Source organism: Erysipelatoclostridium sp. AM42-17, assembly GCF_003480255.1.
GTDB lineage: Bacteria > Bacillota_I > Bacilli_A > Erysipelotrichales > Coprobacillaceae > Faecalibacillus.
In genome coordinates, this window is sequence record NZ_QUIN01000012.1 from 1 (window position 1) to 23,340 (window position 23,340).

Below are 23,340 nucleotides of genomic sequence, written 5' to 3' on the forward strand. Positions count from 1 at the left end.
CTTAATTGACGTTGTGTTTTATTCGTTTACTGTTTAGTTTTCAATGATCTCTCACTCATACGTCTCTCGCTGAGTGCTTATTTATACTATCACGGTTTTTATGCTTTGTCTACTCTTTTTTGTTATTTTTTTAATTTTTTTGTAAAAAAAAAGAGGTTCTAACGTTCAAAAACTTCTTTTTTAATCACTTGCAATACACCTTGTTCGTCATTGCTAGGCGCAATTCCGTATGATATTTCTTTAATCTTTAAAACCGCATTAGCCATAGCATAGCTATATTTCACCGATTTTAATAGTGTATAATCATTCATTTGATCACCAAAAGCCATACATTCTTCTGGTTTTATGTTTAATTCATTTTGTAAAAAACGGATGCCTACACCTTTATTAATGTCTGCATTTTGAATATCAATCCATTCATTGCCAGATGTTGTTGCCTTTAAACTTGTATCAATCCCTTTAGCAATCTGATCAGCATACTGAATAATCTTCCCTTCAGGATCAAAGATAGCAATTTTCATAATCTCATCATTAATATCATGATAACTTTCTACAAATTGATAATTACAATAATATGTAGCCACCTGCTTTTCTAATTCTTTATATTTATTCAGACAGTATGCATTTTTTACTCCAGCAAGAATGATTCTCAGTTCAGGCATCGTCTCAATCATAGAAATTACTTTATCTACTTTATTTTGTTCTATTACATTTTTTGACAGTAATTGACACCCTTTTGCTATATAACTTCCGTTTTCTCCAATAAAATACATACTATTTGACATAGGTAAGAATTTTTGATAAAGGCGATAATATTGATTACCTGAAGCAATAACAAAATGAATTTGTCTCTTTCTAAGTTCATAAAACATATCAATAAATTCTGGTGAAAACCTTTTTTGTGAATCAAGAAAAGTTCCGTCCATGTCTGTCGCGATTAATTTAATCATGATTTTCCTCCTTTATAATCATATAGAGAATAGATCCTAATATTAAAATAGAACCTATGATTTTTAATATTGTCAGTTGTTCTTTTAAAATAAAACAGCCAAAAATAACACTTGTTACCGGTTCAAACATACTAATGATAGAAGCACGACTCCCACCTATATATTTAATTCCCTGCTGTAAACATATAATAGCAATAATAGATGTTAAAATGGCAATCACTAATGCATAACCATATACTTTCAAAGGCAAGACCCATTGAATTTGTCTTGTTAAACCTCCTATTAATAGGATACAGCCCGCAATAGATATAGCAAAATAAAAATTGAGTACATAGGGATTAAGTGAGCCTAATCTTTTTTTATCTACTCCTACAAGATAATAAGCAAAGAACACTCCTGAAGTTAATGCCATAATCATCCCCAAAAAACTACTTTGATTAAACTCAATAAAAAAAGTAATACCTACGGTTGCTAATAAAAGGCACAAAAGTGTGGCCTTACCAAGTGGTTGATGATAATAAAAATAATATATTAAACAAACAAATAAAGGGTACATAAAGTGTAAAACTGTTGCACTCCCGACTCCTATATAACTATAAGATGTATAAAGTAAAATCACAGTCAATGCATTACCAATAATGCCAACACATAAAATATCTTTTAATTGTTTTCTGGTTATCTTTAATGAATAGCCTTTTATTTTAATCATTATCCATAAAATTGGAATAACAATAAGATGTCTTAAAAATGCCATCGTTATACCGTTATTACCTAGTTGATAAGTTATTTTAGCCAAAGTTGGTGTTAAACCAAAAATCACTGCAGATAATAATGTTAAAAAATAGCCTTGTTTTTTCATTAAATAAGAATTCCTTTACAATGATCGATTTCGTGTTGAATAATTTGGGCAGTAAATCCTTCAAATGTTTTTATTTTCTTTTTAAATTGAACATCTAAATAAGATACTTTTATTTTATGATATCTTTGAGTTTGCTTTGCACCAGTGTGTGACAAGCAAGATTCCTCACATTGATAAGTTCCTGTTTCTTTTTCAATAACAGGATTAATTAAAATGAGATATTCATTTTGATTCTCAACTACAATTATATTTTTTAAATATCCGATCATATTAGCAGCCATTCCAACACAATGAGTTTGATGAAACTTGATTGTATCTAGTAAATCATCAACAATATAAAGATCTTCCTTTGTTGCATCTTGGCATACTTGTGACAATATAAAATTATCTTTTACTATTTCTTTTATCATGATTTTTTCCTCACTAAAAAAGATTTCTTATAAAAATCTTTATTTTAAAAATACACGATCAGTATACTCTTTTGTTGAAGAAGAATAAAGATGTATTAATTGTTCTACCGTCATCTTTTTTCTTTCTTCGCCTTCTATTAAAGCAATAATTTGACCATCTTTCATAATCATTGTTTTATTGCCATACTTCAAAGCATCTTCCATATTATGAGTAATCATCATTGTTGTAATATGATGTTCTTTAACTATTTTATCAGACAATTGTAATACTTTTTGAGCCGTTTTAGGATCTAATGCGGCAGTATGTTCATCCAATAATAGTAAATCAGGTGTCACTAATGTTGCCATCAATAAAGTCAAGGCTTGCCTTTGTCCCCCTGAAAGTAAACCCACTTTCATATCTAAACGATTTTCTAATCCCAAATCTAATTCTTTTAAAGATTCTTGAAAAAGAGTGCGATATTTATGTGACATTAAAGACAATGAAAAATGTTTTCCTCTTTGATTAGATAAATGTAAGTTTTCTTCTATTGTCATATGTGGTGCTGTTCCTTTTAAAGGATCCTGAAAAAGTCTTCCTATATGACGAGCTCTTTTATATTCAGGTTCAAAAGTGATATCTTTTCCATTTAATAAAATTTGACCACTATCACTTTCTACTGCTCCTGATATTGTTTGAAATAAAGTTGATTTACCGGCACCATTACTACCAATAATTGTAACAAAGTCTCCTGCTTCCAACTTTAAATTCACATGTGATAGAGCAACTTTTTCATTCACAGTTCCTTTATAAAATACAACTGACAAATCTTTAAGTTCTAACATGACTTTCTCCCTCTTTTCTTACTTTTTAAAGAGCCATTAGTCATAGCTAAAGCAATTACTACTAATACTGCTGATAACAATTTTAAATAACCAGAAGGTAACCCAAATTGTAAGGCAATACTTAAAATACAACGATAAAAAATAGCCCCAAAAACGACTGCAATCAATTGCATTAAAATCTTTTCTTTTTTAATAAATGTCATTCCTACAATAATACTAGCAAGACCAATAACCATCATTCCGGTTCCATTAGTAATATCAGCAAAACTTTGATGTTGAGCAAAGATAGCGCCAGATAAAGAAACTAAACCATTAGCTAACGCTAAACCTAATACTTTCATTTTATCACTATCAATTGAACTTGCTTTTACCATTGCTTCATTATCACCACATGCTCTTAATGATAAGCCTAATTGAGTTCTTAAGAATAAATCAAGTAAAACAACCAAAGCAATAACAAGAGCATAAATAATGATAATTTTAGCATAAGGTGTAATTGTTTCTAATTGACTAAACACTGTTTTATATCCAAATAAAGAGAGATTAGGTGTTTCATTCATAATCATCAAATTAACAGAATATAAACCAGACATTGTTAAAATACCGGCAAGTAATGGCATAATTTTTAATTTTGTGATTAATAAACCTGTTACAATTCCAGCCATAACCCCAGCAATAAAAGATAACACTAACCCCAAATAAGGAGAAGCGTGTAAGGTAACCACAGCACTTACAGCACTTCCTAGAGTAAAACTTCCATCTACTGTTAAATCTGGTAAATCTAACACTTTATAACTGATATATAAACCAAGTGATAAAACTGCAAAAATACCACCTAATTCTAACGCTCCTAATACAACCGTCTGACTCATCATATAACCCCTACATTTCTACATAAGCTTTATCATTTTTAATTGAATCAGGTAATGTAATTCCTAATTCATTTAACACTTTTTTATTAACATAAATATTTAAATTATCTTTAAATACTTTAACTGGAATAGAACTTACTTTTTTACCTTTTAAAACTTGATCAACAATCTTAGCTGTTTCTTTCCCTAAATTTTCATAATTAATTCCTACTGATAAAAATCCACCATCTTGTACCATTGAATCAGCACCTACATATAATGGCTTTTTAGCTTTAGCACATGCTGGTCCAACAATATTCATTGCACTAGCAATCATATTATCATTTGGAGCAAAAACAGCATCACATTTTGTATTTAATACATCAATTGCACTTTGAACTTCATTAACACCTGTTACTGTTGCTTCTTCCATAACAATACCATGACTATCACAGAAAGCTTTCGCTTTTTTAATATTAGTTACTGAATTTACTTCACCTTTATTATAAATTACACCTAATGTTTTTAAATTTGGATTCACTTCAAGTGCTTTATCTAAGATTTGATCGACTTGAATTTCATCACTTGTTCCTGTGATATTTTTATCAGGTTTTTCTAAAGAACTTGTTAATCCTGCTGATACTGGATCAGTTACAGCTGCAAAAACAACAGGTGTATCTTTAGCCATTGTTGCTGCTGACATCGCTACTGGTGTAGCAATAGCGACAACACAATCTTTTTCACTTGATTGGAAACCTTGAATAATAGAAGGTGCTGTATTCATATCTCCTTGAGCATTTTTAAATGTATAGTGAATATTTTCTCCTTCTTTATATCCTAATTTATCCATTTCTTTATCAAATGATTTTTTAATTGTATCTAATGAAGTATGTTCAACATATTGAACAATTGCAACTTCTTTTACATCCTCTTTACTACTTGAACATCCTGTTAATAATCCTACTGTTAAGGCTACTGCCATTGATAATTTTAATAATCTTTTTGCTTTCATTATTTTTCCCCTTTTCTTTGTTTTGATTTTTTTAGTTTTTAACCAAACACCATCGTTTCAATTTCATAAATTAACCCCTTTCTATGAAATCGCATTTTCAAAACAAAAAACACCTGTCCCAAAAGGACAGATGTTATATCTGCTATGCCACCTTAAGTTTTAAAATGCTATCACATTCTTGCCCTGTAACGTAGGCTTACGTCAAAAGATACTCGTTACCTTTCCCCTTTGCCTTCATGGGTCCATTTACCAAGTTGCTTACTATCTAGATTTCACCATCCTAGACTCTCTTTGAGGGCTTTCCTTGTTTTATCTCCCAATCACAAGTTTATGTATGTATATAAATTATCACATTGATACGAACTTGTCAATAATGTCGACATCATTTCCTAGGAAATAACATTAATCTTCAAATAAACAAGCACCGTTTGTTTCAATAACATGTTTATACCAATCAAATGATTTTTTCTTATATCTATTATATGTTCCATTTCCTAAATCATCTGCATCTACATAAATAAAGCCATAACGTTTAGACATTTGTTTTGTTGATTCACTTACAATGTCGATACATCCCCAAGATGTATATCCCATTAAATCAACACCATCTATTTCAATCGCATTTAACATTTCTCTAAAATGAGCATCAAAATAGTCAATACGATATTGATCATCTACAGTACCATTGATTAATTCATCCTTAGCTCCTAAACCATTTTCTACAACAAATAATGGTTTACGATAACGATCATATAAATCTACTAACGAAATTCTTAAACCAATCGGATCTATTTGCCATCCCCAATCAGAACTTGGAATATATGGGTTTTTAATGGCTACATTCGTATTAGCTGCTGTTTTCTTTAAACCTTGGTCATCTTTAGCAACACAACTTGAAGAATAATAGCTAAATGAAACAAAATCTACCGGATATTTTTTCATAATTTCCAAATCGCCATCTTCCATTTTAATATGAAGACCTTCATTTTTAAATTTAGCTAACAAATAAGCAGGATATTCACCAAACACTTGCGTATCGCTATAACAATAAGTGCTTCTCATATCTTGTTGAGCTTGAAGGACATCTTCTGGTTTACATGTATAAGGATAATAAGTCAATTTTGTAAGCATACATCCTACTTTTGATCCCGGTATCTTTTCATGACAGATTTTTGTAGCTAAGGCACTGGCTACAAATTGATGATGCATTGCTTGGAAAATCACTTCTTGGAAATTTCTATTTGGAAAACGATCTTCTATTAATCCACCAGTAGTATAAGGATGACGAATCATAGAGTCTACTTCGTTAAAAGTTAACCAATATTTGACTTTATCTTTATAACGTTCACAAATTGTTTCTACATATCGTACAAACATATCTACAACTTCTCTTGAAGCCCAACCATCATAATTTAATACTAAATTAATAGGTGGTTCATAATGTGACATTGTTACTAAAGGTTCAATGCCATATTTTAAACATTCATCAAAAACATCATCATAAAACTTTAGTCCTTCTTCATTAGGTTGTAAATCATCACCATTAGGGAAAATACGTGACCAGGCAATAGACATACGATATACTTTAAAGCCCATTTCTGCAAACAATTTAATATCTTCTTTATAATGATGATAACCATCCGCACCATGTCTTTTAGGATAAAGAGAATCATCATTTGATTTTAAAGCATCTTCAATATCTTTTGAAGTAACAGCATTTTGTGCTTTATAATCTTGAACATCAACATCTAAATGATGTCTAGCACAATCAGATACTGAAATTCCTTTTCCTCCTTCATTCCATCCACCTTCATATTGATTGGCAGCAGTGGCACCACCCCATAAAAATCCTTTTGGAAATTGTCTTACCATTTTTTATATCTCCTCTTCATTTTTTCTACCCTTCTATTTAAAGCCAATAAAGCTGATTTGACTAGCGATTTTCAAAAAATGCAAAAAAAGAATATCTCTTTCAAGATATCCTTATTTTTAAATTAATTTTTATTTAATTGTTTTCTTAAGTTTTGTGCTGCCGTTATCATGTTGATTAAACTTGCTACTGTTTCATTTTCACCACGTGTTTTCAAACCACAATCTGGGTTGACCCATAAAGATTCAACCGATATCTTTTCTAGCATCACTTTTAATGCCGCTTCAATTTCTGTAACACTTGGAATTCTTGGTGAATGGATATCATACACACCTGGACCTACTTCTGTTTCAAAATCATTTTTCTTCAGTTCATCTAGAATTGTTAATTTTGAACGGGCGGCTTCAAAAGTAATCACATCTGCATCCATATCATCAATTTCTTTAATAATATCTTCAAATTCACTATAACACATATGAGTATGAATTTGAGTCTCTGGATTGACTTTACTATGACATAAACGAAATGCTTTAATCGCAAAGTCTAAATAATCATGATGCCAATCCGCCTTGCGTAATGGAAGTTTTTCTCTTAATGCTGCCTCATCTATTTGAATAATATGAATTCCTGCCGCTTGTAAATCTAACACTTCTTCTTTAATTGCAAGGGCAATTTGATACATCATTTCTTTTAATGAAATATCAACTCTAGGAAATGACCAGTTTAATATTGTAACAGGACCTGTAAGCATTCCTTTTACTTCCTTTTTAGATAATGATTGGGCATACTTGATGACATCAACCGTCATTGGTTTAACTCTTTTAATATCACTAAAAATAATAGGTGGTTTTAAACCCCTTGTTCCATATGACTGTACCCAACCATTTTCTGTAAAGACATACCCTTGTAATTGTTGTCCAAAATATTCAACCATATCATTTCTTTCAAATTCTCCATGAACAAGTACATCCAAACCTATTTTTTCTTGTAATTCAATACATTCTTTAATATGACGTTGCATTTCATGACAATAATCATCATAGCTTATTTTACCTTTTTTATACTTAAACCTTGTTTGTTTGACTTCTTTAGTTTGTGGAAATGAGCCAATTGTAGTTGTTGGTAATAATGGTAAATTCAGTTTCTCTTTTTGTACTAAGCGTCTTTGACTTCTAGGAACTTGTCGAATAAAGTCATCTTCTTTTAATGCTTTTAAGGCATCTTGGACTTGTTGATTTGTTCTTAATACACTTTCTTTAAATAAATTTTGATTTTGAATATAAAGTTCATTTTCTTGATAATGTTCATCTTCAAATAATTGACATATTTCATCCATCTCTTTTAATTTTTCATAAGCAAATGAAAAATGCTTTTTAATATTTGAATCCATCTGTGTTTCATTTTCAATTGTATAAGGAACATGTAATAAAGAACATGATGCATTTAAAATCACATTTTGATTTTCACTTAATTGTTTTAATTGTCTTAAAATATCTTGATAATTTGCTTTCCAAATATTTTTACCATTAATTAATCCTGCAAATAAAATCTTATCTTTTGGTAAAGGTGTCTGTTTAACTAAATCATATGTTTGTTTTCCTTCAACAAAGTCAAGACCTACCCCATCAAAATTGAGTCCACAAATTTCATGATAACAATCTCTTACATCCCCAAAATAAGTTTGTAATAAAACCTTAGTTGTTCCTTTATATTTTAATATTTCCTGATAGAAATCAACGAATAACGCTACATCATTTTGATCCATATCTTTAACTAAAGAAGGCTCATCAATTTGTAACCATGCCACCCCTGCTTGATGACACTGTTCAATAATATCAATATAAGCTTTCTTTAAATCTGTAACATAATCTTTTTTATCTTTAGTTCCATTTACTTTAGCTAAATCTAAAAATGTATAAGGTCCAATAATAACTGGTTTTGTTTCAATACCTATTGATTTAGCCTGTTTATATCCTTGTAGAAAATCAAGATTTCTTAATTTAATACATGTATCATCTTCTAGTTCAGGAACCATATAATGATAATTAGTATTAAACCATTTTTTCATTGTATGTGCCTTAACATCACCTTCTTTTCCTTGATAACCTCTAGCCATAGAAAAATAAGTCTTTAAATCATCTACATTTAAATCTAAATAACGCTTTTCAATTGCATTTAACATCACGGTCGTATCAAGCATACCATCATATAAAGAATAATCATTGGATGGTATAAAAGATACATGATGTTCTAATTGCTTATTCCATTGTAATGCTCTTTGTTCTCTAACAAATTCAAGATATTGAATTTGTGTAATTTCGTTTCTAAAATATTTTTCAGTTTCAAATTTTAATTCTCTATGAATTCCAATACGTGGAAATCCAATAATTGAATATTTCATATTTTCCCCTCATCTTTCTTTGATAACTCAAGTATAAAATGCTTCTTTATCAACGTAAAATATAAAATAAAAGCGGTTGATTATAGTTTAAAACTATAATCACCGCTTATTTTGTATATTCAATAAGTGTTTCTATATAATGCTTACCAAACTGGTCTAAAACGACTTTATTATGCGTAATGTAACCTATTTCCATATAATCATCCACCTCTAAAGGTATCGCTACAATATTCTTTCCATTCAATTGTTCATTAATAATACCACTACATATTGTATAACCATTTAACCCAATCAACAAATTAAAAAGCGTAGCTCGATCACACACCATAATATCTTTTTTACTATCTAAAGTACTTAATATTTCTTCAGAAAAATAAAATGAATTATGCTCACCCTGTTCATAAGATAAACGAGGATAAGGCTCTAAATCTTCTAATGTAACTAGGTTTTGTTTAGCTAATGGGTTATCCTTACCTACAAAAACATGAGGTTTAGCTACAAACAGTGAATGAAACTGTAAATCATTTTCCTTTAACGTCTTTTTGATGACTGTCTCATTAAAACGATTTAAATATAAAATACCAATTTCACTTTTTAATCTAGCAACATCTTCAATAATTTCATACGTCTGTGTTTCTCTAATTCTAAAGTCATATTCTTGACCCCCATATTTTTTAATTAAAGAAACAAATGCTTCTACGGCAAAAGAATAATGTTGTGTAGAAATACAAAACTGATGCTTAACTGGTGCTTGACCAAAATATTTTTCTTCTATCAAATTCGTCTGATCAATCACCTGTCTGGCATAACCTAAAAATTCTTCACCTTGACTTGATAAAATCACACCGCGGTTAGTTCTAATAAAAATGGTTATTCCCAACTCATTTTCTAATTCTTTAATTGCTGTAGTTAAGCTTGGCTGAGCAATATAAAGCTGCTTGGCTGCTTCACTAATCGTTCCCGCATTCGCTACGGCAATTACATACTTTAACTGTAATAATGTCATCTTCATCCCCCTGTTTTATTACCAAACAAGGAAACATACATCTGCATGCTTCCGGTTCCGGCAGAAACATCATTTTCTTTTCACGTATCTGACTTATCCTTCATGGCTTCACAGTGACCGACTCGCAGGGAATTACACCCTATTCCGTGTTCTATCAATGATAGATAAAAGAAAATGTTTAATTTTCTCTAACATTATAACACATTATTTTTGTTAAGATTGTGTAATTTTAAGCATAATACTTTAGAATGTTGCTATAATGTTAGTAATGAGGGAGTAGTCTCACAGCTGTGTGATGTTGCCAACAATCGCGAATCTATATTCTGGTGCATCTTAAAGACAAGACTCGTTAAGGCTTATGTTTTAACGATCTTGTCTTTTTTGTAAAATTGTAGGAGGAAATATTATGTACTATCAAAAAACAGTGAATGAAACATTAAAATTATGTCATAGTTCTATTTATGGCTTATCAAGCCAAGATGTGAAATTACATCAAGAAAAGTATGGTAAAAATGTCTTGCTTAAGCAAAAAAATGAATCACCCATCAAAATATTCATTGACCAATTCAAAGACTTACTTGTTATCATTTTAATTATTTCAGCTATTATATCTGGATTAAGTGGTCAATTTGAAAGTACCATTGTTATTATTGTTGTCATTGTCATGAATGCCATTTTAGGTACTCATCAAACCATCAAAGCCCAAAAATCCCTAGATAGTTTAAAAAAACTATCTTTACCTCAAGTTAAAGTCTTAAGAGATCAAACATTACAAATGATCCCCGGAGATGAGTTGACCATTGGCGATATTGTTCAAATTGAAGCTGGCGATGTTATCAGTGGAGATGGTAGAATTATCGAAGCTTCATCCTTGCAAACCAATGAAAGTGCCTTGACTGGCGAAACAGAAAGTATTGATAAACAATGTCACCCTCTATCTAAAGAAACCATGATATCTAATCAAAACAATATGGTCTTTTCTGGCAGTCTAGTGACAAACGGTACTGGTCGCTATGTTGTAACAAGTATCGGTATGAACAGCGAACTTGGTAAAATTGCCCAGTTGCTAAACGATACTCAAGAACGTAAAACCCCACTTCAACAAAATCTAGATCAATTTAGTGGTCAATTATCCATTATTATCATCATTATCAGTATTCTGGTTCTTTTTCTTAATATCTTTTTAGCTAAACAAAAACCGCTTGATGCTTTTATGATTGCTGTAGCTTTAGCTGTTGCTGCAATTCCTGAAGCATTAAGTTCTATCGTCACAATTGTTTTATCACTTTCTACCCAAAAAATGGCAAAAGAACATGCCATTATTAAAAACTTAAGTGCCGTAGAAAGTTTAGGTTGTATTTCTGTTATTTGCAGTGATAAAACTGGAACTTTAACGCAAAATAAAATGACAGTTCAAAATATTTACTTCTATGACCAACTTTACCACTATCAAGATTTAAACAAAGAAAAACATGATCATCTCACTTTATTAAAAACATGTTCACTCTGTAATAATGCTTCCATAAATAACCAACAAAGAATTGGCGATCCTACCGAACTTGCCTTACTTGATCTTGTAAACTATCATCATTTTCCTACTTTATCTCATTTAAATGAACTTCCTTTTGATTCAACCAGAAAAATGATGTCTGTTCTTTCTAAAAACCATCTATATAGTAAAGGCGCTCCTGATGTTATCTTACAAAAATGCCAAACCATTTTAATTCATGGCAAAAAAGAAAAACTCACTCATTTCCATAAACAAACTATTTTAAAACAAAACCAAACGCTTGCCAGCCAAGGTTTACGTGTCTTAGCCTTTGCTTATAGGCCATGTACATCTTTTGGTTTAACAGTAGAAGATGAAAATCAACTTACTTTCATTGGCTTAGTTTCACTTATGGATCCTCCTCGCCATGAAAGTCCACTAGCTGTAAAAGCATGCCGTCAAGCATCCATTAAACCTGTTATGATTACTGGTGATCACATTGTGACCGCTAAAAGTATTGCCTTACAAATCGGAATTTGTGGAGAGATTTCCTGAACTTTCCTTATTTTTCAAGGCTTACAGCCTCTTAGATAGTGAAATGATATGTATTTTCCCTTATTTTTGCCCTTATGCGGAATCCGCAAGGGAAATAAGGGAAATTTTTAGTTAAGCATTGCTCACTACTTTATCAAGAAGTCTTGCGGAATCCCGCTTTGCTTTTCTTGTTGAGTGAGCGTAAATATTCATTGTGGTACTGACATCAGAGTGTCCTAACAGTTCCTGTACATCTTTCGGTGCAGCCCCATTGGAAAGCAGATTGCTGGTGTAGGTGTGACGTAACTGGTGGAAATGGAAATCTTCAAATCCTTCCAGTTTTTTTGACACTGATCTGCATACAATGCTGAGTGTACTCGGCAGTTCCAAAGAGCCATCCGGTCTTAAGCAGACAAAGGAGATTTCTTTGTAATCTGCCGGGACTTCCTGTGTTCCGGCAAGATGATAGTATTCATAATAGACTCTGTTTTTCACATGAACTTCTTTGTAGTAATTGCGGTGATATAATTCGCCATACTGCATCCGGTTTTTGAGTTGTTCCTTTCTGGCAGCTTTTAATATTTCAGTCAGAGTATCGCCAAAATCAACAATCCTTACTTTCTTCCGTTTCGTTGGTCCGATAATGTTTTTGTGTTTTATGCCGTCGTAGCGGATACTGCGTTTTATGGTCAGGCATTGTTCCTCAAGGTTAATGTCCTGCCATGTAAGACCACAGGTTTCTCCGATACGGAGCCCGGCATAATACGCAATCTGAATCGGCAGAATGGCAGGTGGGTTTTTCTTTTCCAGATACTTGATAAGTCGCTCGTAATCCTCGTGTGAAATCGGCTGTGTGCCTTCTTCCACTTCATCATCGGAAAAGAGGTCAACTTCCTCTGCCTGTCGTTTCAGTTTGATATATTGCATCGGATTGAAACTGATTAGTTGTTTTGGAAATACTGCAAAACGGAATGACTGCTGTAACACTGCGGAAAAAGAATGTATATAATCTTTGCTGTATCCCTTTCTTACTTTCCCGTCTGGAAACTCACCACCGAATGTAAGCAGATCAAGAAATGCCTGTAAATGTTCGGCAGTAACTGTTTTCAGTTTGCGGTCTGCAATCGGGTGTTTTTTGATACAGCGGATTGCACCAAGATAATTTTCCACTGTGCCGTTGCTGAGTGTCCCGGTTTTCAGTTCTTCTTCCGCCCACATATCCAGAAGCTCTCCTACCGTAAGGCTGTCTGCCTTTGCGACAAACTTCTTATTTTCGTAATCTTCCAGTGCTTTGCGGAGAAGTTTTTCCGTCTCACTTTTACTTTCGGTTCCAGCATATTCTTTCTGAACCATTTTACCGCTTGCATCTTCTACATAGAAGCGATAGTACCATTTTTTTCCTTTTTTTCTAACAGATCCTTTTGCCATAATCGTATGTCTCCTTTCGATATCAGACAATCGGAACTGTTGAAATGCTTCTTGCGTGTAAGTATATCACAACTCCGGTTGTCTTACTATACCGATTCAGAATCCTCATACATAACTTCGGATAAAAGATTGGCAAGTCTTTGTTCTGCTGTTTCCGGTTTCTTAGAATAGAGTCTTATCACATCTGCCATATCGTTAAATGCGTTGACAGTATGTGTGATCTCCCTGAGAAACATGATCTCGTTATATTCATCTTTCGATTCAAAGCCCATTACTTTGGCAATGTCCGCATCTTTGGTACTGCCCTTGTAATTTTTACAGGCGAACTGAAACGAATCCAGAAACAGTTCATATTGCTTTAACATTAACAGCAGTAAGTCTTTGGAAAATGCGTCTTCTGTTTTATTGAGGTCGAGCGGTAACTGTTTGAGAATATCACTCATCGCATCACGAATCAGTAATTCTTTCTTATCCGTAATATCAGTTTCATATTCATCGGTTTCCCCTTTGAGCCATTCAATCGATACATGAAGTGCTTCCGAAAGACCTTCCAGTACCATCTTTTTGGTATTGTCAATCGAACCATTCTCATAACGCAGGATTGTGGAAGCGGTAACTCCCATCTTCTCTGCGACATAAGGCTGTGTCAGATTTAATTCGAGACGGCGCTGTTTTGCCCTGCTGCCGATCAGCTTGCGTAGTTCTTTATCTTTCATGCTGATGTGCCTCCTTTTTCGGTATGTCATTACTATACCACGCAACAAAATATATTGCAATATGCAATTTAAGAAAAAGAAACATAATTTCATAATGCTTGACAAAGCAATATAAACACGCTATACTGACAGCACAAATGAAATTGCATAATGCAACTAAAGAGGAGGTGGTCATATGACACAAAGAAAGATTGCCTTATCTATTGAGGAAGCTGCTGATTATACGGGAATCGGCAGGAACACCCTGAGAAAACTGGTGGAATGGAAGAAACTTCCGGTATTAAAGGTCGGGAGAAAAGTCCTGATCAAAACGGATATGCTGGAACTTTTTATGGAAGCCAACGAGGGCAGAGACTTGAGGGATAAGGGAAATGTGAAAGCAGTCACAAGAAACGGTTCAACTTAAAAAAGCGGTTCCCGAAGAAACCGCCAAAGGTTCTATCAGACCGGAGTCATGATATACCTACACGCAAACAGATTATACCATGTACTTCGTCTGACAGACAACAGGAAACTTATGTTTGGAAGAAAAAGAAAGGACGATGATATTTATGGCAAGATCAACAAAGAGTTATGAGGAGCGTATGCTCCAGTTGGAAAAGAAAGAACAGGAAAGCCTTGAGAAAGCAAAACAGTATGCAGTACAGAAACGGGAACTGAAGAAACGTCAGAAAGATGTGGAAACCAAAAAGCGGACACACAGGCTCTGCCAGATTGGTGGTGCGGTGGAATCGGTGCTGGGTTCTGCGATTGAGGAAGATGATATCCCAAAGCTGATCGGCTTCTTAAAAAGGCAGGAAGCAAATGGGAAATTCTTCTCAAAGGCAATGCAGAAAGAGCCAGTTGCGAATACGGAGGAAGTGTAATGCCGGAGGGAGTGGATTTTCCATTCCCTTCATTGCTTTTTCATGAAGGGCGCACTTATGGACAACCAGAGGTCGTCCGTATAAGTTTGCCACAGGTGGCAACCGGTCTGCGCTTACGCTTGCCGGGCTCGTTCCGTCGGCGGGCATTTCATGCAGACCTGCTCATGCCGCAGGAGGCACTCTTCGCCAGAGGGGCGCATTCCATGCAGGCTGTTATGCACAGGGCACTCTTACGCAGAGGGCGTTCCGGCAGATACCATTTTCTTTTTGGGAAAACGTTACCTGCCGGAAATCAAAGCCGGATACGGCAGAAAGGGGGAAACGGATCATGGCGATTTTTCATTATACAGTAAAGATTGTTGGACGCAGCAAAGGAAAATCCATCATATCGGCGTCTGCTTATCTCAATGGCGATGTGATGAAAAATGAAGAAACAGGCAGGATCAGCTACTATACTTCAAAAAAAGAAGTCGTTTATACCAGCCTGCTGATGTGTGAAAATGCACCACAGGAATGGCAGAATGTACCTGCTGAAAATATCAGACGGTTCCAGAAATCTGTCCGATATAAAAGGGCAGATAACCAAAATGCTGCACTGGAAAAATTCAAACTTACTTTTCAGAAGCAGCGTTTATGGAATGAAGTCTTGAGGATAGAAAAAAGTTCAGATGCACAACTCGGCAGGTCATTTGAGTTCTCACTTCCGAAAGAATGGAGCCGACAGGAACAGATTGATTATACAACTGAATATATTCAAAAGACCTTTGTAGATAAGGGAATGTGTGCGGATTGGAGTATCCACGATAAAGGAGATGGTAATCCCCATGTGCATTTACTGGTGACGATGCGGCCATTCAATTCAGACCACTCATGGGGTAACAAAGAAATCAAGGATTGGGAGTTTGTCAGAGATGAAAATGGAAATATTGTGGTGGATGAATCCCATCCGGACTGGTGGCAGGATAAAAAGAACCCTGACCGTCATGGAATCCGAATCCCCGTACTTGATGAAAATGGAGTCCAGAAAGTCGGGACAAGGAACCGCAAACAGTGGAAACGTGTATTAACCGATGCTACCGGGTGGAACAATCCGAAAAATTGTGAGCTATGGCGGAGCGAATGGGCAAACGTCTGTAATGCACATTTGAAAACGGAAAATCACATTGACCACCGTTCTTATGCAAGGCAGGGAAAATTAGAGATACCGACGATCCATGAGGGCGCAGATGCCAGAAAAATTGACGAGAAATTTCAAAACGGACAGACATCCTCTACTTCATGGAAAGTAGAGGAAAACCAGATCATAAAAAGACAAAATGCACTGCTGGATAAAATACAGATTTCTTTCGGAAAGGTATCCGGTGCATTGACACAATGGAAGGAGCGATTGGATGACATTAGAAGAAAGCCGGGAAGTCATTCCCATGATGGAGACAATGATAAACCAGATCGAGGAACAGCAGAATCTTATGGCAGCGATGGTACAGGAATTGCAGGAACGGGATCGACAGCTCCTGTCTTTTCAGGAGCAGAACCAGAGTTTAAAAAGCTTAAACAGCGAATTATCCAGGCTGCTAAATCTTTTGCCAGATACAGAAGAACTGCTCTCACAGATCGAGCAACAGAAAACCAGAATCGAACAGTTGGAAAACGAGAATCAGCAATGGCAGGAATTAACGCAGAAGCTGAACAACGAGAACAGCTTATTGCAGAAACAGAACAGCGAATTGCTGACCTTAAACAGCAGATAGAGAAAGCGAGGGAGATCGATGAGCGAATGCAGAAACTTAGAGAACGTCGGGCAGGTGGAAGAACTTCTGCTGATGACCGAACAGATGCAGGACGAACTGGATCAGAAAGACCAGACAATCCAGGAACTAAACAGGCAGCTAAGCGAATCGCTGACCTTGAACGAGAAATTGAACAGCGAAAACAGAGCCGAGAATATCGAAGCATTGCGGACAAGATTAAGGCAAACAGAGGAACGATTGACCAGCGAGACAGACAGCAGGAAAAGAGCCGACGCAGAAGCCGTGGCATGGAAATTTAAGTATGAAAAAGCAGAGCAGGAAAAACTTTATGCACAGACACACCAAAAGACGGTAGAGGTAGCTGTTGAGAAAAAAGTGCCTTATGAGAAATGTGAAAAATGTGACCGTACTGCTTACCGGAAAGCAAAAGAAAAATGCGATAGCCGTAAAAGCCAGTTAGAAAAGAAATATAAAAATATGACGATTGGTTATGAAAGTATCTTGTTTCTACTGGCATGGTACAGCATAACAACAACACTGTTTACTGCGATTCTTTCGCCGGTTTTCCTTAACGACTGTATCGTCTTTTTCGGTGCGTTAGGAAAAGGAATGGGAAGTTTATTTCGGGAGTTTGTGACAGGTGCAGACTCTTTCGGACAGTTAAGCAGTGGAATACCTAACAGTATTCTTTCCGGGATTGTGTACTGGCTGATTGCCGGTACTGTCATGGCAATTTTATTCGTAATAACCGGGTGGCTGATAATCGGGATTGGTTATCAGGTAGGAAAAATCTACCGGAAATATTGTTGGGATATCATCAGTATCGTGGTAGCGATAACGAGTACAGCTGTTGTAATTTACTTTGGAGAATGGATTAAAAACGCTAATCCGATAAATCTTATTGTATTGCTATTACTGTCGCATATTATTTATATTGGAATCAGATGTTATGTGAAAGACTGGATGGAAGAACGAGGATATTATTAAAAGAGGACAGGGAAATTTCATAATCTTCCTGTCCTTAGTAAGGGACTATTGATTGTTTATATAAAGAAAAAGTATATAAATAAATCTTGACAATTAGTACGAACTCGGACTATAATACAAAAGTCCGGATTCGTACTAATTTAAGGAGGAAAAAGATGAGAAAAGATAATAATATGATAATACAGTTGCAACGATATTATGCTTTATGGAAAGAATGTACAGCAATGTATGAGGAATGGTCAAAGGATCAGGGACTGTCTTCAAATGGAGTTTTTGTTTTGCATTCATTTTATGAAAGTAATGGAAGATGCACGCAGAAAATGATAAGTGAAAAATGGAATATACCTAAGCAAACGGTAAATACGATACTAAAAGATTTTCAGAAAAAAGGATACATCAATATGGTATCTGATGATTCAGACAAGAGAAATAAGCTGATATGCCTCACAGAATCAGGAATGGAATATACGAAAGATATCATAGAAAAACTGCACTCAAAAGAAATATATGTAATCGAAAAAATGGGATTAGAGAATATAGAAAGTCTTAATGATAATACAGAGCTGTTTATCAGACTTTTCAAGGAAGGAGATTGTAAGAAAAATGAATCATAAATCATTATTTTTTAAATATGTTATTCCATCTATTATAGCATTTGCATTATCAGGAATATATGCGATAGTGGATGGATATTTTGTAGGCAATACCATAGGAGATGCTGGACTTTCGGCTATTAATATTGTATATCCGATTGAGGCTTTGATTCAGGCTCTTGGAACAGGAATTGGTATGGGAGGAGCTGTTTATTACTCAATTAATGCAGCAGAAAAGAAAGGAAAACGGGCAGAAGAATTTATTGCTACAAGCTGGTGGCTTCTTGTAATAGTAAGTGTTATCAGTACCATAATTATTTACTCCTTTTCGTCTAAAATTTTAGGATTGCTTGGAGCAGATGGAATTATATTAACAAATGCGACAGATTATATCAAAATTATAGCACTTGGAGCAATATTGCAGATTCTTGGAACTGGAATGATGCCATTCATTAGAAATTATGGAAACTCTTTCTGGTCAATGTTTGCGATGGTTGGTGGATTCATAACCAATATTGTTCTGGATTTTATCTTTGTATGGATATATGAAATGGGCATGAAAGGTGCAGCCACAGCTACAATAGCCGGACAGGGTGTGACTGCAGCAATTGCAATCATATACGCATTATATAATAAAAAGTTTTATGTGTATGTATCCTTAAAAAATGTAAAAGAAATGTGTGGCGCTATATTCAGAGTAGGTCTTGCACCATTTGGGCTAGCATTGACTCCTAATATTTCATTGGTGTTTATAAACCGATTCTCCGCTTCTTATGGGGGAGAAAAAGCTATTGCAACTTATGCATGTGTATCCTATATTATCTGTATCATATATCTCATATTGCAGGGCGTAGGTGATGGAAGTCAACCTTTAATGAGCCGTTTTTATGGTGAGAAGGATCAAGAAAGCCTGAGAGGAGTTCAGAGAATGGCATACATTTTTGCAATAATTCTTGCTGTTTGTGGTGGAATTATCATGTATGTAAACAGAGCAAATATTGGAGGGGTTTTCGGAGCTTCTTATGAAGTAAGTATTGAGATTTCTAAAATTGTACCTATATTTTTAGTGTCATTACCATTTGTTGCGATTACCAGAATAGCGACAGCTGGATTTTATGCTACTGAAAAAAGTGGATTGTCATACATTCTTACATTCATTGAACCAGTATTGATGCTGATATTTATGCTTGTTTTACCACCTTTATTTGGTGGACAGATTATGATATGGTGGAGTACGGTATTGGCACGTGTTTTTTCAGCGATTCTGGCATTCATACTAATAAAATATTGCGAAAAGGGAGATTTGCAATATGGAATACAGAAAATTTAACAATCAGATAGTAGCAAGAATAATCTAGGTTTATCTATTGTATTTTTAAGGACAGCCTCATAGCAATAGGGCTGTCCTTTTAAAATTATGAAGCTAATTTTTAATAAATTCTAGTAGATTTTGATTGGAATAATCATAACTCTAATGAATCTTCAGCATCTACCCACATCTGTAAATTCCCATCAAGATATAACCTTGCATATTCTAATGGCTCATCGATTGCAAGCGATGTCAAAGCACAATCAGATCCAGGTGTGGTTCTTAAATTTTTTTCTGCTTCCCAACAATCAATACGGAGTATATAGCCCGTATTAGTATATACATCAATGCTGTTGCACTGTGGATTGTATTCTGCAAATATTGTTCTCATCGTATCCCATCTCCTTATCATTTAATCAATCAGTAGTAGCAAAAATTAAGAAGCATTTCAATCAGTTCACCATGTCACTTTTATTTTGTGTTATACTGTCTTATAGATTTTTCTTGCCCTTGTATTTGCCCTTATCAGAGTGCATAAACACTGATGGGACGATATAACACAAGGGAAATAATAAGGGAAAGCTCACCTGCGACAAATCCAGTGTTTTCAAGGGGTTGCGAAGAATTTAATAATAAAATATAACAGTTATTAAATTTCTTAAAACAGGTGAAATCTCAATCGGAATTTATCAAGATGGGGATTTATGTTTAGAAGGAGAACAACTTAATCATATATCTGATCAAGAACTAGAAACGATTTTACCAAAAGTAAGCGTCTATGCCCGTGTTGCTCCTGAACATAAAATACGTATTGTAAAACTATGGCAAAAACAAGGCGCCATTGTTGCAATGACCGGTGATGGTGTCAATGATGCTCCAGCTTTAAAACAAAGTGATATCGGTGTTGCTATGGGAATCACCGGTAGTGAAGTTTCTAAAGATGCTGCCAATATGATCCTTACTGATGATAACTTTTCCACTATTGTCAAAGCCGTTATTATTGGTCGTAATGTTTATCGTAATATTAAAAATGCGATTCATTATTTATTATCAGGAAACTTTGCCGGGATTTTATGTGTTTTAATGACTTCTCTCTTTTTCTTACCTACACCTTTCTATCCTGTGCATTTACTTTTTATGAATCTTATTACCGATTCTTTACCAGCTATCGCTATTGGTATGGAAAAAATAAAAGAGGATGTTCTTAATGATCCTCCACGTCATAAAAATAATCATATTTTAAATCAAACTTCTTTAAATGAAATATTAGTTGATGGTACTATTATTGCTTTCTGTACAATGATAGCTTACTATGTTGGGCTAAGGTACGATGCTTTAACAGCAGCCACTTTTGCCTTTGCTACAATTTGTCTATCACGTTTACTTCATGGTTTTTCTTGTCGTAGTAATCAGCCAATCTATCGAATTGGAATAACATCTAACATCAGTAGCATTCTTGCTTTTTTCGTTGGTTTTGGCTTATTACATCTTATTTTCTATATCCCATTTTTACAAGACTTATTCATGATTACTTCATTATCACTATCAAAACTTATCATGATTTATACTTTTTCACTTTTATCTTTTGTACTTATTCAATTTAAAAAAATAATAGTTAAACAATAAAACAACCCTTAGGTTGTTTTATTTGTCTAATATAAATTTTTCAATATAATGACCAATTCCATCATGATCATTATCATCAGTAATATAATCAGCAACACTCTTTGTTTTTTCACTTCCGTTAGCCATAACGACCCCAACACCAGCATTTAAAGTCATATCATAATCATTATCAGCATCACCAAAAGTCACGATATCCTTGATATCAATATCATGTAACTTAAGTGCCTCAATTAATCCGGCTGTTTTCGTCACTCTAGGATCCATATATTCATAAAGTACACTTGCTGTTTTTAATGAAGATGATTTAAATTGATCATTATGGAAAGTTTGACTTCTTGCAATGACTTGATCCATATAATCTTCTTGACAAACAATGATCAATTTTGGTTTAGGTTTTGTAAGATATTCATCGTAATTCACCACTTTATAAGGAACATGGTCCGCTTTAGATAACATTTGAATTAATTCATCATCTTTAGGTGCATATAAAATACCATTTTCCGGAATAGCAAAATTGACTTTCATATCTTGATAATGTTCAACAATATTTTGAATTAATTGACCATCTAAAGGATACTGTTCCTTATAAGTATCTAATTTATAATCATAAATTTCTCCTCCGCCAGTACCAACGATGATATCAACCAATCCATCAATATGCCAATCCTTTAGTAAAGTTTGAATACTATTGACATCTCTCCCTGTTGATAAACCAAATAAAATTCCTTTTTCTCTTGCTTTTTTTATTGCTTCTACTGTTATTGGTGTCACATATCCTTTTGAACAAAGAAGAGTTCCATCAATATCACACATAATTGCTTTTACACTCATAACACGACCTCCTATCTTCATCATAAAAAATGCTATAACGATAAACAATGCAAACTAATGGAAACGAATTATTTTTTCAAAATTATCTTATATTAAAATATAATTTAGAATTCTTTTCTCATTTTATCTTACCTTCTACTAAATTTTCATAATAATATAATTTTCGATCTAAATTATTTTGATAATCTAATTCAAAATAACTTGTATATAAAGTATCTAAAATATAAAGCAAAGAAAGCCTAGTAGAAAAAGATGAAATCTTTTTATAATGATTTTCATGATGTGCTAAATAGAGATGATAATCCGGTTCAATATCTTTAAATGAATAATCTCTAGAAGAAATTAAAACAATAGGTGTCTTCACTTTTGAAAGAATACGTGGTAAAACCTCTGTTAATACACCTCTTCCACCAAAAGTAATAACAACCGCTAAATGATTTTCATCACTGCTTGCTGCTGTTAATCGTTGTTGGTAATCTTCAATAGGTACATGAACATGAACACCTATTTCTTGCATCTGAAATTGAAAATTCAATGCAAAATAAATATTTCCTGCTGAAGTATAAAGATCAATAACTTGGGCTTTTTTCATAGCACTCGCTACCAATCTTAGTTGTTCTAAATCAAAAAGATTTCCCGTAAGATCAATTGTTTGTTTATAATCTTCACCTAAATTATGAACAATTTCATAATGGGTTTGATATTGTTTAACTGGGAAATCAAAATCAAAATCATCATTACACTTCAAATAATCTGGAAGTGAACTGGTAATTTTCATTTTCAAATCAGAAAATCCAGATAATTCTAACTTATCGCATAAACGATAAACAGTTGCTGGTGAAACAAAACAGGCTTGTCCTAATTCTTTATAAGACATATTTAATACTGCTTGTGGTTTTTTTAATATATAATTAGCTACTATTTTTTCATTACTTGAAAAATGGTCCTGTTTTTGTAATTTTAAAAATATATTCATAAATTTCTCCCCATTCATTAGTTTTATTATACCATTATTCATATCAAGAT

At 33.8% G+C, this 23,340-nt stretch carries 22 protein-coding genes; 8 read left to right on the top strand and 14 right to left on the bottom strand.

Annotated features, from left to right (window positions below):
• Positions 1-158 precede the first annotated feature (158 nt).
• The 9 genes from DW911_RS05815 to DW911_RS05855 all read right to left on the bottom strand — a co-directional run bounded on the left by DW911_RS05815 (position 159) and on the right by DW911_RS05855 (position 10,184).
• Complete coding sequence (locus tag DW911_RS05815) at positions 159-950, bottom strand: Cof-type HAD-IIB family hydrolase (protein ID WP_118607578.1); 792 nt, start codon at positions 948-950, stop codon at positions 159-161.
• Positions 943-1,809 (bottom strand): DMT family transporter, encoded by an 867-nt coding sequence (locus tag DW911_RS05820; RefSeq protein ID WP_118607579.1) that lies wholly within the window; start codon positions 1,807-1,809, stop codon positions 943-945. Before DW911_RS05820 ends, DW911_RS05815 begins: the two co-directional genes overlap by 8 nt.
• The gene (locus DW911_RS05825; RefSeq protein WP_118607580.1) at positions 1,809-2,219 is read right to left on the bottom strand and encodes a peptide deformylase; all 411 of its coding nucleotides are present in this window, start codon (positions 2,217-2,219) and stop codon (positions 1,809-1,811) included. The genes DW911_RS05820 and DW911_RS05825 overlap by 1 nt, the downstream gene beginning before the upstream one ends.
• A gap of 39 nt (positions 2,220-2,258) precedes the next feature.
• On the bottom strand, positions 2,259-3,044 hold the full coding sequence (locus DW911_RS05830; RefSeq protein WP_118433081.1) for an ABC transporter ATP-binding protein: 786 nt from the start codon (positions 3,042-3,044) through the stop codon (positions 2,259-2,261).
• Positions 3,038-3,916 (bottom strand): ABC transporter permease, encoded by an 879-nt coding sequence (locus DW911_RS05835; RefSeq protein WP_118433083.1) that lies wholly within the window; start codon positions 3,914-3,916, stop codon positions 3,038-3,040. Before DW911_RS05835 ends, DW911_RS05830 begins: the two co-directional genes overlap by 7 nt.
• A 10-nt stretch (positions 3,917-3,926) precedes the next feature.
• A complete protein-coding gene (locus DW911_RS05840; RefSeq protein WP_118433085.1) occupies positions 3,927-4,907 on the bottom strand; it encodes an ABC transporter substrate-binding protein in 981 nt (326 codons plus the stop codon).
• 402 nt (positions 4,908-5,309) lie between these two features.
• Complete coding sequence (locus tag DW911_RS05845) at positions 5,310-6,779, bottom strand: glycoside hydrolase family 1 protein (RefSeq protein ID WP_118433087.1); 1,470 nt, start codon at positions 6,777-6,779, stop codon at positions 5,310-5,312.
• A 122-nt stretch (positions 6,780-6,901) separates the two neighbouring features.
• Complete coding sequence (gene metE, locus DW911_RS05850) at positions 6,902-9,178, bottom strand: 5-methyltetrahydropteroyltriglutamate--homocysteine S-methyltransferase (RefSeq protein WP_118607581.1); 2,277 nt, start codon at positions 9,176-9,178, stop codon at positions 6,902-6,904.
• 106 nt (positions 9,179-9,284) lie between these two features.
• A complete protein-coding gene (locus DW911_RS05855) occupies positions 9,285-10,184 on the bottom strand; it encodes a LysR family transcriptional regulator (RefSeq protein WP_118433091.1) in 900 nt (299 codons plus the stop codon).
• A 406-nt stretch (positions 10,185-10,590) separates the two neighbouring features.
• On the opposite strand from DW911_RS05855, the gene DW911_RS05860 reads away from it, so the two are divergent.
• Positions 10,591-12,228: a cation-translocating P-type ATPase gene (locus DW911_RS05860; RefSeq protein ID WP_118607582.1), complete on the top strand. Its 1,638-nt coding sequence runs from the start codon at positions 10,591-10,593 to the stop codon at positions 12,226-12,228.
• 111 nt (positions 12,229-12,339) lie between these two features.
• Here the strand turns inward: DW911_RS05860 and DW911_RS05865 are convergent, their stop codons facing one another.
• Together DW911_RS05865 and DW911_RS05870 are read right to left on the bottom strand one after the other, a co-directional pair.
• Entirely contained in the window at positions 12,340-13,635 is a 1,296-nt protein-coding gene (locus DW911_RS05865; protein WP_108817231.1) for a tyrosine-type recombinase/integrase, read from the bottom strand.
• 86 nt (positions 13,636-13,721) lie between these two features.
• Complete coding sequence (locus DW911_RS05870) at positions 13,722-14,351, bottom strand: helix-turn-helix domain-containing protein (protein WP_108817232.1); 630 nt, start codon at positions 14,349-14,351, stop codon at positions 13,722-13,724.
• A 175-nt stretch (positions 14,352-14,526) separates the two neighbouring features.
• Here DW911_RS05870 and DW911_RS05875 point away from each other — a divergent pair, with 175 nt between their 5' ends.
• The 6 genes from DW911_RS05875 (at position 14,527) to DW911_RS05905 (ending at position 19,878) form a co-directional block, all read left to right on the top strand.
• Positions 14,527-14,757, top strand: coding sequence for a helix-turn-helix domain-containing protein (locus DW911_RS05875; protein ID WP_002578307.1), 231 nt, complete (start codon positions 14,527-14,529; stop codon positions 14,755-14,757).
• A gap of 145 nt (positions 14,758-14,902) precedes the next feature.
• Positions 14,903-15,217: a relaxasome subunit MobC gene (locus DW911_RS05880; RefSeq protein WP_117705064.1), complete on the top strand. Its 315-nt coding sequence runs from the start codon at positions 14,903-14,905 to the stop codon at positions 15,215-15,217.
• Between the two features lie 328 nt (positions 15,218-15,545).
• On the top strand, positions 15,546-17,267 hold the full coding sequence (locus DW911_RS05890) for a MobA/MobL family protein (protein WP_118607583.1): 1,722 nt from the start codon (positions 15,546-15,548) through the stop codon (positions 17,265-17,267).
• Positions 17,251-17,955 (top strand): DUF6040 family protein, encoded by a 705-nt coding sequence (locus tag DW911_RS05895; RefSeq protein WP_021369328.1) that lies wholly within the window; start codon positions 17,251-17,253, stop codon positions 17,953-17,955. Before DW911_RS05890 ends, DW911_RS05895 begins: the two co-directional genes overlap by 17 nt.
• Positions 17,956-18,110: 155 nt before the next feature.
• A complete protein-coding gene (locus DW911_RS05900) occupies positions 18,111-18,569 on the top strand; it encodes a MarR family transcriptional regulator (protein WP_117485166.1) in 459 nt (152 codons plus the stop codon).
• Positions 18,559-19,878, top strand: a complete 1,320-nt coding sequence (locus DW911_RS05905) for an MATE family efflux transporter (RefSeq protein WP_117485164.1) — start codon at positions 18,559-18,561, stop codon at positions 19,876-19,878. The genes DW911_RS05900 and DW911_RS05905 overlap by 11 nt, the downstream gene beginning before the upstream one ends.
• Before the next feature lie 133 nt (positions 19,879-20,011).
• Here the strand turns inward: DW911_RS05905 and DW911_RS05910 are convergent, their stop codons facing one another.
• Positions 20,012-20,248: a DUF6061 family protein gene (locus DW911_RS05910; protein WP_002578301.1), complete on the bottom strand. Its 237-nt coding sequence runs from the start codon at positions 20,246-20,248 to the stop codon at positions 20,012-20,014.
• Between the two features lie 365 nt (positions 20,249-20,613).
• On the opposite strand from DW911_RS05910, the gene DW911_RS05915 reads away from it, so the two are divergent.
• Positions 20,614-21,483, top strand: a complete 870-nt coding sequence (locus DW911_RS05915) for an HAD-IC family P-type ATPase (protein ID WP_255415285.1) — start codon at positions 20,614-20,616, stop codon at positions 21,481-21,483.
• An 18-nt stretch (positions 21,484-21,501) separates the two neighbouring features.
• On the opposite strand, the gene DW911_RS05920 is transcribed toward DW911_RS05915, so the two are convergent.
• Positions 21,502-22,314, bottom strand: a complete 813-nt coding sequence (locus DW911_RS05920) for a Cof-type HAD-IIB family hydrolase (RefSeq protein ID WP_118433095.1) — start codon at positions 22,312-22,314, stop codon at positions 21,502-21,504.
• A gap of 118 nt (positions 22,315-22,432) precedes the next feature.
• Positions 22,433-23,290, bottom strand: a complete 858-nt coding sequence (locus DW911_RS05925; RefSeq protein WP_118433097.1) for a MurR/RpiR family transcriptional regulator — start codon at positions 23,288-23,290, stop codon at positions 22,433-22,435.
• Between the last annotated feature and the right edge of the window lie 50 nt (positions 23,291-23,340).

Coding starts and splice junctions, on each gene's coding strand:
- DW911_RS05875 (WP_002578307.1), top strand. CDS start 14,527: ATGACACAAAGAAAGATTGCCTTATCTATTGAGGAAGCTGCTGATTAT.
- DW911_RS05870 (WP_108817232.1), bottom strand. CDS start 14,351: ATGAAAGATAAAGAACTACGCAAGCTGATCGGCAGCAGGGCAAAACAG.
- DW911_RS05855 (WP_118433091.1), bottom strand. CDS start 10,184: ATGACATTATTACAGTTAAAGTATGTAATTGCCGTAGCGAATGCGGGA.
- metE (WP_118607581.1), bottom strand. CDS start 9,178: ATGAAATATTCAATTATTGGATTTCCACGTATTGGAATTCATAGAGAA.
- DW911_RS05910 (WP_002578301.1), bottom strand. CDS start 20,248: ATGAGAACAATATTTGCAGAATACAATCCACAGTGCAACAGCATTGAT.
- DW911_RS05840 (WP_118433085.1), bottom strand. CDS start 4,907: ATGAAAGCAAAAAGATTATTAAAATTATCAATGGCAGTAGCCTTAACA.
- DW911_RS05920 (WP_118433095.1), bottom strand. CDS start 22,314: ATGAGTGTAAAAGCAATTATGTGTGATATTGATGGAACTCTTCTTTGT.
- DW911_RS05830 (WP_118433081.1), bottom strand. CDS start 3,044: ATGTTAGAACTTAAAGATTTGTCAGTTGTATTTTATAAAGGAACTGTG.
- DW911_RS05815 (WP_118607578.1), bottom strand. CDS start 950: ATGATTAAATTAATCGCGACAGACATGGACGGAACTTTTCTTGATTCA.
- DW911_RS05865 (WP_108817231.1), bottom strand. CDS start 13,635: ATGGCAAAAGGATCTGTTAGAAAAAAAGGAAAAAAATGGTACTATCGC.
- DW911_RS05860 (WP_118607582.1), top strand. CDS start 10,591: ATGTACTATCAAAAAACAGTGAATGAAACATTAAAATTATGTCATAGT.
- DW911_RS05820 (WP_118607579.1), bottom strand. CDS start 1,809: ATGAAAAAACAAGGCTATTTTTTAACATTATTATCTGCAGTGATTTTT.
- DW911_RS05880 (WP_117705064.1), top strand. CDS start 14,903: ATGGCAAGATCAACAAAGAGTTATGAGGAGCGTATGCTCCAGTTGGAA.
- DW911_RS05925 (WP_118433097.1), bottom strand. CDS start 23,290: ATGAATATATTTTTAAAATTACAAAAACAGGACCATTTTTCAAGTAAT.
- DW911_RS05825 (WP_118607580.1), bottom strand. CDS start 2,219: ATGATAAAAGAAATAGTAAAAGATAATTTTATATTGTCACAAGTATGC.
- DW911_RS05890 (WP_118607583.1), top strand. CDS start 15,546: ATGGCGATTTTTCATTATACAGTAAAGATTGTTGGACGCAGCAAAGGA.
- DW911_RS05900 (WP_117485166.1), top strand. CDS start 18,111: ATGAGAAAAGATAATAATATGATAATACAGTTGCAACGATATTATGCT.
- DW911_RS05835 (WP_118433083.1), bottom strand. CDS start 3,916: ATGAGTCAGACGGTTGTATTAGGAGCGTTAGAATTAGGTGGTATTTTT.
- DW911_RS05905 (WP_117485164.1), top strand. CDS start 18,559: ATGAATCATAAATCATTATTTTTTAAATATGTTATTCCATCTATTATA.
- DW911_RS05845 (WP_118433087.1), bottom strand. CDS start 6,779: ATGGTAAGACAATTTCCAAAAGGATTTTTATGGGGTGGTGCCACTGCT.